Below are 13373 nucleotides of genomic sequence, written 5' to 3'. Positions count from 1 at the left end.
TTTCCGTTACCTTCTTAAGAGTTGTTGAATTGTGGTTACAAGCTGTTTAAGTTTTATCGGTTTGGTGAAATATTCGTTAGCTCCAGCCGCTAAACAAGTTTCGCGATCGCCAGGCATGGCTAAGGCCGTTAGTGCAATGATTGGAATATGCACAAATTGCTGATCGTTACGGATACGGCGCATTGCTTCTAACCCGTCCATTCCCGGCATTTGAATGTCCATCACAATTAAGTCGGGGCGTTGAACTCTCACAAGGTCAATCGCTTGTTGTCCATTGTTTGCCAAAATCAGATGATACCCTCGACCTTCAAGATAGCCGGACATAGTATCAATATTTGCTTGATTATCTTCTGCCAGTAAAATCAAAGGAGTGTCTAGAACTGCTTCTGGCACGCCAATTAGATTTGGCAGGTTAGAAGAGGCAGAATGTTGCAGTTTATCTATAGTTGCTTGAAGTTGAGTGCGGGTAATGGGTTTGACCAGATATTCAAACGCTCCCTTAGCTAATCCTTTGCTACGCTCATCCACAACTGAAATGATGATCGCTGGAATATATTTGGTTTTTGGGTTGGTCTTGAGTTGATTGAGCACCTCCCAACCGGATAGGTTCGGTAGTTGTAAATCCAGAATAATTAGAGAAGGTTGAACGCGCAGCACTTCTTCTACGGCTCCTTCACCTGTGGGATAGATAATGGGTTGCATTCCCATTTCGCTGAAGTAGCGAGTAATTTGGTCAGCCGCCGCAACAGAATCTTCGATAATCAAAACTTGAGCATTCTGAGCAGGTAAGTGATAGCTGGGCAATAAAGTAGTTACCTGCGTTGTTGACACATTATTGCTAGCATGGTACGGAATGCAGACCGTAAAACAACTTCCCTCTCCAACTTTACTCGTAACTAAGACCGTTCCTCCATGTAGGGTCACAATCTTTTGTACTAGTGCCAAACCTAGACCAGTGCCACTGTACTGACGGTTAAGGCTACTGTCAAGCTGGATAAAAGGCTGAAACAACTTGCCAATTTCTCCGGCGGCGATACCGATACCGGTGTCAGTGATTTGAAAGCAGAGGTTTGGGGAAGATGAGGATGAGGGAGAATTTACTTCCCCTGCTCCTCTGCCCCCCTCCCCCTCCAGCCGGACTTCTAGCGCTACAGATCCGCCGTCTGGTGTGAACTTGACAGCGTTACTCAGCAGGTTGATCAATACCTGACGCAGGCGGCGATCGTCTACTTGGATGCTGTGAATATGCTCAGAAATATGAATACTAAGACCAATATTCTTTTTCAAAGCCATCTGTTTAACAAAGGCAATGCTGGTATCACAGAGGCTCCTGACAGAAATATCACTCAATTGCAGTTCCAGTTTGCCAGATTCGATTTTAGACAAGTCTAGAATGTCGTTGATTAGTTCTAGCAAATGTCTACCACTGCGCTCAATAGTCGCGATCGCTTTTACTTGTCTTTCATTGATGGAGCCAAACACACTTTCTTGTAAGCCCTCTGACATACCCAAAATTGCATTGAGAGGTGTTCGCAGTTCATGGCTCATGTTTGCGAGAAATTCGTCTTTAAGGCGAGTGGCGCGGGCAAGTTCCACGTTGGCGTTAGCAAGTTGCTCATTTGTCTGCCGCAATTGTGCTTCGGCTTGTTTGCGTTCTGTGATATCTTCGTGAGATACCAGTACTCCAATCACTTCACCTGCGCTGTTAGTTAGGGGAACTTTATTAGTTCGCAGCCAGAGTTGTTCGCCATTAGGCCCTGCAAATGGCTCCTCATAGCCTAGTTTAGGTGTTCGGGTGTTCATCACCATTGCATCGTCTGCACAGTAGAGGTGTGCCAACTTTGCCCAAGGTAATTCAAAGTCGGTCTTGCCAATAAGATCATCGGTTCTCAGTTGAGAATCGCGGATAAATGCTGGATTGCAACCGAGAAAGCGTGATTGGCGGTCTTTCCAGTAAACACGCTGAGGAAATGTATCCAGTACCGTTTGCAGCATTTTGCGTGATTCTTCCAATGCTTGTGCGGTTTGTTTGCGTTCACGTAGTGCAGCTTGCTGTTCGCGGATATCAAATAGGGTACTACGGCTGTATAAATAGTTTCCATCTGCATCCTTGACGGCAGTAGCGCTGATTACCACTGGCAAAACTGTGCCATCTTTACAAATCATGTCAAACTCTAAATCTTTTACCCAGCCCTGTTTTTTGAAGTGAGGATAGGTTTGCGCGAAGGACAAGCCACTAGCTTGAGTGAAAAAATTTGCCAGGGATTTGCCAATCATTTCCTCACGGGTATAACCCAACCATTGCAGTTCAGTTTCGTTGACCTTGATCAATCGGCCTTCGCTGTCGAGGGAATGGTAGCCACAGGGAGCATTATTATACAGGTCTTCGACCTCATGGGCATATTTTGCCAATGCCTCTTGTGCCTGTTTATGATCGCTAATATCAGTAACTCGTACTAGATTCATAGTACGTCCGGCTACAGTAATTGGTTTAGCTGCAATGTTTCCCCAGAAAATCTTACCCTGAAGAGTAACATATTCAATCTCTCGGCTCCAGACACCTTTTGACTGCATATCTGTGACGATCGCATCGGTTTCGCTAGCAGTAAATGGACGGTACTGGAGTCTCTGCCCATTAATATTGAGCAATTCAGCTTTGTCAACTGCCTCAAATAGTTCTACCGCCCGTCTATTGCAATCCAGGGTGAGCAGCGTTTGCGGATCAACCAAAAAGATGGCATCGGCAGATTCGTTAAAAATTGCTTCTCGCAAATCCCGATTGTGGATAAGTTCTTGTTCGGCTTGTTTGCGTAAGCGAAGTTCTTCGTAGACATCACTGACATCTGTAAGTGTGCCGATGTAGCCAATAATAGTTTCGTTGGTGTTGATTTCGGGTAGCACCTGGACGCAAAACCAGTTGATGCTACCATCTGGGCGGAGATGTCTACCTTCAGTCTGATAGAATTCCCTTGGATTAACATTTCCTTGCTCAAATTTTAGCGACCATTCCCTTCCCAAACGCTCGCCATCTTCTGGATGCAAAGCTTGTAGCCACCCCATTCCCAATGCTGCCTGTGTTGGTCTACCAGTCATCTCACTCCAGCGATCGTTGACATAGATGCAGTTACCAAGAGCATCCAGCCGGAAAATACCGACAGGAGCCGCTTCTGCCAGATTTGCATAACGGAGTTCGCTGTCTTTAAGGGCTGCTTCTATTTGTTTCTGCTGGGTAATATCTTTAGCAATACTCAAAAATCCAATATTTTGTCCTTCTATATCTTGGAGGATCTTCACCGACAGAAATACAGGGAAGCGAGAGCCATCTTTACGAATGTAATTCCATTCCTTTTCATAGGTGCTTCCATCTTGAGTGACGATATTAAAAAATTCCTTCCCAGGCGCAATTTCCCTGCCCAATTTTAACGATAGTTCTGCTGCCCGTTGCTTGAGTTCTTCCGGGTCGTGAAATTTAGTTGGATTTATTTGCTGAACAACTTCATCTGTTTTGTAGCCCAACATTTTCTGAGCAGCTGCGTTGAAGGTTTGGATGCCATTTGAATTGTTAAAAATAATGGCGTAGTCGGTGCCATCTAAAATAGCTTGTTGCAAATTAGTGATAGCTAATAATTGAGCTTCTACCTGTTTGCGTTGTGTAATGTCAATATGGCAACCAATCATCCGAAGGGCATTCCCGTCTTGATCCCACGTAATTACACGGCCGGAACAAATGACCCAAACGGTAGAACCATCTTTATGTCGATATCTCACCTCATTGTAAAAGGGAATTTGTCCACGACTTTGGATATGTTGGTCAAAAAGTTCCAGAACACCCGGCAAATCTTCTGGAAAAATTAGGCTTTGCCAACTCTCTGGTGTATTTGGCAATTCATGATCTTCATAGCCGAACATCTGCTTGAAAGTTAAGCTCAAGTACTCCTGATTTCCAGGAATATCCCAATCCCAGTAACCTGCTAGAACTACTTCGAGAATCTGCTCCAAAAGATGTAATTCAATTCGCAGCATCTGGGTGCGTTGTAGTTCTTGCTCTGAGAGCTTGCGTTCTGTGATATCCGTTAGCACACCCAGCATTCGCAGCAGTTGTCCGGTTGCGTCATAAACTCCCCGTCCTTTTGCCGATACCCAGTGAATGCTGCTATCTTGCCAGACAACTCGGTATTCCACAGCATAATCGGTTTGGGTGGCGATCGCCTGCCTCAGTTCCGGCTCAACCCATTCCTGATCCTCTGGGTGTAATTGATTGAGCCACTTTTCATAAGTCCAGTTGGCATCACTCACATCAGAACCAAAACAGTGAATTGTATTCTCACTAGCAAATATTTGATTGGTGATTGGGTTCCACTCCCAGTAGCCAATACCAGCAAAATTCAGGGTAAGTTTGAGTTTCTCTTCGCTGGCTTTTAAGGCTGCTTCTGTCCGTTGGCGTTCTGCCAGTTCTGCCTGTGCTTGCTGATATATACTTCCCTGTTGAATGGCGATCGCTATTTGCACCGCCAGTTGATCTAACAAATCTAGTTCTACTGATTGCCAGTGGCGAGATGCACTACATTGGTGAACAATTAATAATCCCCATAATTGCTCTTTGACTAAAATGGGTACTACCAGATTGGCTTTGACTTCAAATTGTTCTAGAATATGCAAATGATAATTTGTTAAGTCAACCTGATAAATATCGTCAATTGCTAGTTTTTTTCCTTGGCGATAGTCACTTTCGGCTTCTTGTTGAAAACAAGTAAAAAGAATTTCCTTTCCTAGAGCCACCGTCCAGCCTGGAAGCACTGACTCCGCCACAATTGTGCCGCTCATGTCTGGCTGAAATTGATAGACCACTACCCGGTCTGCTTTCAAAAACTGCCTTACTTCTGTTGCTGTGGTATGCAGAATCTCTTCTAGTTTAAGAGACTGACGAATCCGTAAGGCGATCGCAGCAATCAGTTGTTGTTGTTCCCGACTTTGTTCTAACTGTCGAGTCAGATGCATCCGTTCAACGGCATGATGAATAGCACCTTGAAGAACTTCAGCCGTGAGTTTATCTTTAACCAGATAATCTTGGACACCACTTTTCATGGCCCGGACAGCGATCGCTTCATCCCCTTGTGCTGTTAGCATAATCACAGCAGTTTGGGTATGGCTATGAGATTCCCAAAATTGCTGAATAAACTTTAGTCCATCCCCATCAGGTAACACAAAATCCAGCAAAATAATATCTGGTATCTCCTGCTGACACCATTTCAGTGCTTGCGTTGCCGTCTCAAGCTCCAAAATCCGATAGGTATACACACTGTCCTGCTTTAAAAAGCGACAATATGCTTCGCGATCTTCAGCGCAATCAATCAGCAGGATTGTGAGGCAAGAAGGATGACTCATAAATTTAATATACAAACGCGATCGCGCTTCACAAAAATTATACCTCTTATACCTCGATACCATTGTGTTAATAGCCTGATGGAAATCGAGTCAGACAAGAAAGATACAAAATGCCTGAGACATCTCAATACTGCTCGGTTAAAGGGTAAAGGGTAAAGGGTAAGGGGAAAGAAAAAACCTTAGGACTTACGCACTGTACAACTTAATCATGGTATGAATATACGAGAATGGGTCGTTTCAGCCTTTTATTAATCGTTCTTCGATGGTCATTTGTAGGGGTAAAGCACATTGCTCATTGGTGTCAACTTAACGCAAAACCGCACGTTTGCTTAACGCGAAACCGCACGTCCGCCAGGGATTGTAAATCCCTGTCTCATAGCGAAAGTCATCTGAAGATGACTAGATATCCCCAAAAATATTTAGTCTACTTCAGTAGACTTTAGCTATGAGCCAGAGAATTCATTCTCTGGCGGGTTATAAAGCCCGCAGCGAAGCTATTTCTAGCTTAAGTTGACACCAATGAGCAATGTGCTTTACCCCTACGACAGACGTGCTTTTTCAAAGAACCCATATTTGGTATTTTCTGTCAATGCGTAAGTCCTAAAACCTTTAACCTTTTCCCTTTACCCTTTTCCCCAAACCCATTTTTCAACACCAGGTTTGCACAACATGACCCTTCAACTGTTGTCCTAACCAAGGTGTATTTTGTGAAAGTGTATAAAGACTTTTCCGTTCGACTTTCCAGGTTTGCTGGGGATCAAATAAAGTAAGTTCCGCTGGTTGATGAGGTAGAATTGCACTGACTTTCTGACCCAAACACTCTGCTGGACTAATACTCAATGCCCGCCATAATTCTAAAGCTGTAAATTCTTCAGTTTCAACCAAATATTGCCACAGCAGAGGTAATGCTAACTCTAAACCAATTGCCCCGGCTGGTGCTTCGGCAAAAGCTTGGACTTTTTCTTCATAGCTGTATGGTGTGTGGTCAATAGCGATCGCATCTATCACACCCGCACGTACCCCTGCACGCAACGCCGCTACATCACTGGGATTACCTAAAGGCGGGTCTAAATGCAAGCTGGTGTGATAACTCTTAATTGCTTTGGTATCAAGTAAAAGGTGCATCCAGGTGGTGCTGGCGGTGATGGGTAAACCAGCAGCCTTAGCTGAGGCGATTAATTCCACGCTGCGAGCTGTGGAGACACGCATAATATGGACTGGTGTGCCAATAGCTGCAACCAATTCAAGCATAGCTGCGATCGCAGTAGTTTCAGCGCTGGCGGGAATTGGGGGTAAACCAAAACGGAGAGCATTCGCCCCTTCTCTCATTACACCATTTGCTGCTAACTGGCGATCGCTAGGCCAAAATGCGACTGGTTTACCCAACGGCTGAAGATACTCCAACACTCGCCGCACCAGCGCCAAATTTTCTAACGGCTTACCATCAGTAAAACCAACAACTCCAGCCGCCGCTAAATCTGCCAACTCCGTCAATTGCTTCCCAGCAACATCTAGGGTAATAGCACCCCAGATATGAAGCAGGGGAGCAGGGGAGCGGGGGAGCAGGGGAGACAAACTCTTCTCTACCCCTCTGCCCCTCTGCCCCTCTGCCCCTCTGCCCCCCCGGTCAGCGTTAGAGGTTTCTGCCATAGACCTCTGCCCCTCTGCCCTCTTCTGCTGCAACTGTGCCACAAGGGCAGGGTTATCAATAACAGGGGATGTATTGGGTAAAATGCTAACTCTAGTAAAACCGCCAGCAGCAGCAGCTTGTAAAAAAGATAAGAGGGTTTCTCGTTCTTCAAAGCCAGGTTCACCAGAGTGGCTGTACAAATCCACTAACCCAGGACCGAGAACTAACCCCTGACAATCTCTAATTTGAGTATCAGAAGTGATATCAGAAATGTGTGAAGCTACTTCTCGGATATAACCATCAGCAATCAACACATCAAATATTTCATCTATTTTAGAAACTGGGTCAATCACCCGTACTTTTTGCAGCAGTTCAATCATAAAAGTTTTTAGTTATGAGTTAAGAATAAATTCAGGAGTTAGGAGTTAGGAGTTAGTAGTTAAGAGTTAGGAATTATGAGTTATTTATTCCTTGCTCATCACTTTTAACTTTATTCATTACTTATAATTTTTCACTCCTAACTTTATTCCTAACTCCTAACTCCTAACTCCTAACTTTTTTACAAAGCCCCCGCTGCTGTTTTATCTAGTACGCCTCCACCGAAGTGAGTAGTGATGTTCATGGCTTGTAATACTGGTAAACCATCGATTCCAGAAGGGTAGTCGATAACGCTAACTGCGCCATTACCCTGACGGAAATTCCAGAAATTTTCTAGCGATAAACCTAGAACATGACAAAGTAAGGTTTTGTTAGTAGCGTCATGAGCTACTACTAATACAGTTTTGAATTGATTAGTTGATGCAGCTTGCACAATAGATTGCCAAGCTGCAACACTGCGTTCCCACACTTCTTGCAAATTTTCCCCTTCAGGCATTTGCACTTGGGCTGGTACTAGCCGCCAGCGCTGCAACTCTCCCGGAAACTCTTGCTCTATCTCTGATTCTAATTTTCCTTCCCAGAGTCCATGACTGATTTCTCTTAAACCATCTTGCAAGTCTAACTTTACATTTGGATGTTGTTTTAAAATAATCTCTGCTGTTTCTTTAGGGCGGAGCATTGTGCTACTGACAGCAAAATCAATCGCTACGTCTTGGAGAAATTCGCCTGCTTTTTGCGACTGTTGTCTACCGTTGTCGTTAAGGGGGACATCAATTTGTCCTTGAAACCTGGTTTGGCGATTCCAGTCGGTTTCACCGTGACGCACCAATAACAATCGTATTCCTTTATGATCCGGTCGCAATGAGGGTAAAGTCTCTCCCGTGTGTTGCGTCTGATTTAAAGATTCTAGCTGGACTGGTTCGCCCAATCCGCCGGCAAAATTTAGTACGGTGATGCCACAATTAGATTGTTGTATTGAATGGTAGCGACTTGGGGAAATTCCCAAGGCTGTGCTAATGAGAGCGCGATTAATACCGTTATGTCCCACTATCAGAATAGTTTCGCCTTGATGCTGGGACAAAGTTTCTTGCCAAAATTGCCGTGCTTGTTCGTATAAAGCAAGAACAGGAAAATGTTCTCTTGTCCCTTGTGCATCACTTAGCAGCATCCGCAGTTCGTCGGGGCGCTGATGCCAAGTGCAGTAGTCTTCGGCAAACTTCTGCTTGACTTCGGCAGTTATCAGCCCTGCCCATACGGGGAGGTCAATTTCTAGCAGTAAATCAGAAACTTGAATTACAGCAGATTGTTCAGGATGAGTAGCTAACTCCCTATGAATAATATCTGCTGTGTGTTTCGCTCGTTGCAGGGGACTGCTATAAATAGCATTAAATAAAATATTGCTGAGGGCTTTGCCAACAAGACTTGCATCGTTACGACCTTTTTCGGTTAATGTTGACGCATCAGTGCGTCCTTGAATACGCCGTTCGGTGTTATAACCACTTTGACCGTGGCGCACAATGATGACACGAGTCATCTCAAAGCCCTCCTGTATCTAGACGATTAATTTTACTGCAAAATGATTGCAGAATTACCGACTCAGGAAGGCGGATTTAGTCAAGTGGGCAATTTTACTTTTGTAAGGGACGTAGAATAAGCAGCAAAAATAGCCGTAGGGTTTGCTCCCCGCAAGCCTATCGTGTACACACAAGTCGAATTACCTACCTTGAGCCACTTGTTCTTCAATAAAGGCTTTCATCGACTCAAGCAAGGAAATATTAATGTTACTCATAACCTTGGCAGCGAGGTTGAACTATTTTTTCCATGTTATCAAGATTGTTAAGCGTTGTCTTTGCGGAAACCTTTAGCGATCGCACCTTGGTTGATGAGAAAATAGCGATGTTTAACGACAAGCCTAAGAAGCATCTACGTATTATCTACTCAGGGACTTGCACAATGTGAGCGATCGCATTTCCCAAACGAGTAAAGTGATTTGGATTAAGGGTCAACAAAGAGTCTACCTCTGCTTTTAAAGCAGCTTGAGCAATTAAAGCATCAAAAATACCCCCACCTGGAAGATTTAAAGTTGCCATTTGAGCGATCGCAGCCTGATAGTCATTGAAAAGCAGTGGAACTGCCTCTAAATACTGTGACATATCTACAATAATCATCTCAGCTTGTTGGGGACTAATACGCGGTTGAATGGGTAAGCGTGTGATGACAGAATATGTTTCAGCTAAACTGTGAGTTGAGATAAACCCTTGAATTTGCCTAGATTTTGCAGCTTGAATTTTGGAAAAGCAAACAGAATGTTGCGGGTGATTGACAATGAATGCAGGAACTAAGACAGAAGTATCAAACAAGACTTTCATTAAGTTATTTGATCCTGAATGCGTTCTTCTCTCAACTCATCTATAAAGGCATTAACATCAAAGTTTTCTGGTAATTCTGCCTCTATAACTAAAATCCCTTCTTTTCGATAAATCTTTGGTTGGTTAAGGTGCGGTACATTAGTCATCTCAGAGTTTTGTTGAGTATGTTCTTTAGTTACTTGTTGACTCAGTGTGTCAATTTTTTCTGCAATAGCTTGCAAAACAAATTGCTCAGTCGAAATTCCCTGACTACTTGCCCATTTTTCAATCTTTTCTTGGAGTTGGGGAGGAAAGTTCATAGACGTAAATACTATTAATACTCCAATTGTAAAAGGCGATCGCCTACGACGGGCTACGCTTACGCATTTGTGTTAATGAGAAAATAGCGATGCCTTCTCTTTCAGAGACGCTACCGCGAACGGCAACGTCTTTGACAAACGCTCAAAACTACTAGATTACGCGATGTGCGACTTATTCTTAAAACCCCTCTCCAAACCTCTCCCCGAAACGGAGAGAGGCTTTGATTATTGCTCCCCTTCCCTTGTAGGGAAGGGGTTGGGGGTTAGGTCTGAAAGAAAGTCGCACACGGCGTTAGATTGCAATCTCTATCGCTTGGACTTGCTCTTTTAATTACGAATTAATTTTTTAGCTAATCGCCACAATAGAGAAAACGGTAAAATGAATATCGCCTTTAAGATTTGGACAAACTGACTTAACCGAGTTTTCTGGATAGCACGGGGAGTAGACTGGCGTTGCAAGATTGCTAGATTTTCTCGAATTGTCGCTGTAGTGAGATGATTAACGCCTAATACCCGTTGGCACATTGCCAAAGCATCACTGTATAGTGGTTCGGCTTCGCTGTACCTCCCTTGGCTATTGTAGAGGAAAGCTAAATTGTTCAAGCTAGTAGCCACATTGGGATGGTCGCCAGCAAACAGGCGCTTTCTCATTGCCAAAGCATCACTGTATAGTGGTTCGGCATCGTTGTACCTCCCTTGGCTTTTGTAGAGGAAAGCTAAATTGTTCAAGCTAGTAGCCACATTGGGATGGTCGCCAGCAAACAGGCGCTTTCTCATTGCCAAAGCATCACTGTATAGTGGTTCGGCATCGCTGTACCTCCCTTGGCTATCGTAGAGTCCTGCTAAATTGTTCAAGCTACTAGCCACATCGGGATGGTCGCCAGCAAACAGGCGCTTTGTCATTGCCAAAGCATCACTGTATAGTGGTTCGGCATCGCTGTACCTCCCTTGGCTATCGTAGAGTCCTGCTAAATTGTTCAAGCTACTAGCCACATTGGGATGGTCGCCAGCAAACAGGCGCTTTGTCATTGCCAAAGCATCACTGTATAGTGGTTCGGCTTCGCTGTACCTCCCTTGGCTATAGTAGAGGAAAGCTAAATTGTTCAAGCTAGTAGCGACATTGGGATGGTCGCCAGCAAACAGGCGCTTTCTCATTGCCAAAGCATCACTGTATAGTGGTTCGGCATCGCTGTACCTCCCTTGGCTTTCGTAGAGTCCTGCTAAATTGTTCAAGCTACTAGCCACATTGGGATGGTCGCCAGCAAACAAAGCTTGGCAAACATTTACGCAATCCTTACGCCAAGGCTCTGCTAATTTATATAATCCTTGTCCCTCATAAAATCTTCCTATACCCACAAATATCCACAGTACTTGATCATTAGGCACTGATGCTGTGAAAAATGTTTGTGCTTCTGTGGCTTCCTTTATCTCTGCAATTAAACGTTTTCCTATATCTTCAAGATGAAAAATAACATCTTTGAGGAATTCAATATCTTTAGAAGTAGGTGAATCGGGAAGAATTTTGGCTTTAGCTATCATGGCGGTGGCAAAGGTTGTTTCTAAAACTGATTTGGTTTCGCCAGCATCGGCTAACTGCTCTTGCAAAAACCACCGCACTAAGGCATGAATTTTATAACATCCTGCTCTTTCTTCTACCAGTTGCAGCAAGTTGCGCCCGTAGAGTTGATTTTTAGCTGCGTTTAATTCATCTTCAGACCAAGTTAAAAGAGGCAAGGGAGCAGGGAGCGGGGAGCAGGGGGGACTGTTTTCTTCACCTTGGAAGGTGTCTAAGTCTTCTACTTCCGTTTGTGGGCTGTTTTTCTCCTCTGCTCCTCTGCTCCCCTGCTCCTCTGCTCCCCTGCTCCTCTGCTCCCCTGCTCCCCTGCTCCCCTGCTCCTCTGCTCCTCTGCTCCCCTGCTCCTCTGCTTTTTGACTTTCTGTTGCCACCCAAATCACCAAATCCCAAAGAATCTGTACAGGAGAAAATAAACTCAAAAATCTTCCTAGTTGTTGCGCCAGTGGGTCGAGTTCTGACCAAGCTAAAGCAAAGGCGGCTTTGACTCCCAGTTGAGTGGAGTTGAGATTTTCCCGGTCTTGTAAAGCTGCTTCTGCTAATTTACGTTCTTGCAATCGCCCAAACATGATATTTAAAGATGTGTCCGGGTCGCGTACTAAATAACCTCCAACTAACTCTATCCCCAAGGGCAAATATTCTAGAGATTCACATATTGCTGTTGCGGCTTGTGGTTGGTTTTCGACTCGCTTATCTTTTTCGCCCAACAGTCGTTTTAACAGTTCTAAGGCTTTACCTGGTTCTTTTTGGGGTGAGAGAACATCTAAGGGAATCTCTTGAATAAAATTCGGGTCTAAATTTCGCAGTCGAGTAGTAATTAAGACTTGGAAGCGATTATCGTTGGGAATGACTTCGCGGAGGTTGTCTAAATCAGTTACGTCATCGAAGACGATTAAAATCGGCAAGGGAGAGTCGGGATATTTAGACCAACACCAGGCGACTTGTTCTTTAAGGTTTAAAAGTCTTCCTCCTAGTTCTTGGGGAATCTTCAAACCAAACTGCAACTGAAAAAACTCTAAAACTTCGGCGGCGAGATTGGTTTCTCTGTCGTTAAACCAGGTAATCCCGCCATAATCTTGTTGATATCGTCTGGCGTATTGGGTGGCTAATTCAGTTTTGCCTACGCCACCCATTCCCGCTATTGCTACATAATTTCCGCGCTGCAAGTCTTCATACACCATTGTCAGTTCGGTTTCTCGTCCGACAAAATGAACGGAACCGCGATAAGGAATAGATTTTGTGGGAGTTAACTTTGTCCGTTCCCCGTCAGACGACTCCACTCAAATTTGAAAAGTACTACCTCTTTGGTCAATGGTTTGGGTTTGAGCCGCATTAATTGCTTTTTGGATGTTTTGGGTAAAAGTTGAAGGGTATGGTTGTTGAGATTTCTCCACAGATGCTTTTATCTCTCTCAGAATTTCAGCCCAGTTTGAGGGTGAATTATTTTCTGTTAATAATGCCAATTCCTCTACAGCTTGAGCCACTTCAGGATTAGCTTCAGCCGCAGATTGCACCTCAAGTACAGCTTTACCATAATCGAGTGGTTGGTCTGGTGCTTTCTCTATAGCAGCTACAGTATCAGGAGAGTGTTTTTTGAGCGTGACGAGAAACTTACCAGTCTTATCCCATAAAACTTCACCTACTTTTTCGCCCGTTTTTTCTAAGGCTTTGGTGGCTATTATAGTGCCAACAGCGATCGCCGCAGTTTCAAGTATTATATCCTGCCTCGACTATGTGTA

7 protein-coding genes are annotated in these 13373 nt (G+C 44.3%); all 7 read right to left on the bottom strand.

Translation table 11 applies throughout. The features are described 5' to 3' along the window. Positions 1-6: 6 nt before the first annotated feature. Positions 7-5385, bottom strand: a complete 5379-nt coding sequence (locus ACWATR_RS04250; protein WP_460329806.1) for a PAS domain S-box protein — start codon at positions 5383-5385, stop codon at positions 7-9. A gap of 648 nt (positions 5386-6033) precedes the next feature. After that, positions 6034-7395, bottom strand: coding sequence for a dihydroorotase (locus tag ACWATR_RS04245; protein WP_460329805.1), 1362 nt, complete (start codon positions 7393-7395; stop codon positions 6034-6036). A gap of 179 nt (positions 7396-7574) precedes the next feature. Continuing rightward, positions 7575-8927 (bottom strand): histidine phosphatase family protein, encoded by a 1353-nt coding sequence (locus tag ACWATR_RS04240; protein ID WP_460329803.1) that lies wholly within the window; start codon positions 8925-8927, stop codon positions 7575-7577. Positions 8928-9327: 400 nt separating this feature from the next. Next, the gene (locus ACWATR_RS04235; RefSeq protein WP_460329801.1) at positions 9328-9762 is read right to left on the bottom strand and encodes a type II toxin-antitoxin system VapC family toxin; all 435 of its coding nucleotides are present in this window, start codon (positions 9760-9762) and stop codon (positions 9328-9330) included. Then, on the bottom strand, positions 9762-10061 hold the full coding sequence (locus ACWATR_RS04230; protein ID WP_460329799.1) for a hypothetical protein: 300 nt from the start codon (positions 10059-10061) through the stop codon (positions 9762-9764). Before ACWATR_RS04230 ends, ACWATR_RS04235 begins: the two co-directional genes overlap by 1 nt. A gap of 327 nt (positions 10062-10388) precedes the next feature. Continuing rightward, entirely contained in the window at positions 10389-12815 is a 2427-nt protein-coding gene (locus ACWATR_RS04225) for a tetratricopeptide repeat protein (RefSeq protein ID WP_460340184.1), read from the bottom strand. A gap of 99 nt (positions 12816-12914) precedes the next feature. After that, entirely contained in the window at positions 12915-13148 is a 234-nt protein-coding gene (locus ACWATR_RS04220) for a hypothetical protein (RefSeq protein WP_460329797.1), read from the bottom strand. Positions 13149-13373: the final 225 nt, after the last annotated feature.

The sequence above is a fragment of the Nostoc sp. UIC 10890 genome, from assembly GCF_054786515.1.
Note: the sequence above shows the minus strand (reverse complement) of the source record. Positions and strands in the feature narration are given on the sequence as shown.

Coding starts and splice junctions, on each gene's coding strand:
- ACWATR_RS04240 (WP_460329803.1), bottom strand. CDS start 8,927: ATGACTCGTGTCATCATTGTGCGCCACGGTCAAAGTGGTTATAACACC.
- ACWATR_RS04250 (WP_460329806.1), bottom strand. CDS start 5,385: ATGAGTCATCCTTCTTGCCTCACAATCCTGCTGATTGATTGCGCTGAA.
- ACWATR_RS04235 (WP_460329801.1), bottom strand. CDS start 9,762: ATGAAAGTCTTGTTTGATACTTCTGTCTTAGTTCCTGCATTCATTGTC.
- ACWATR_RS04225 (WP_460340184.1), bottom strand. CDS start 12,815: ATGGTGTATGAAGACTTGCAGCGCGGAAATTATGTAGCAATAGCGGGA.
- ACWATR_RS04230 (WP_460329799.1), bottom strand. CDS start 10,061: ATGAACTTTCCTCCCCAACTCCAAGAAAAGATTGAAAAATGGGCAAGT.
- ACWATR_RS04245 (WP_460329805.1), bottom strand. CDS start 7,395: ATGATTGAACTGCTGCAAAAAGTACGGGTGATTGACCCAGTTTCTAAA.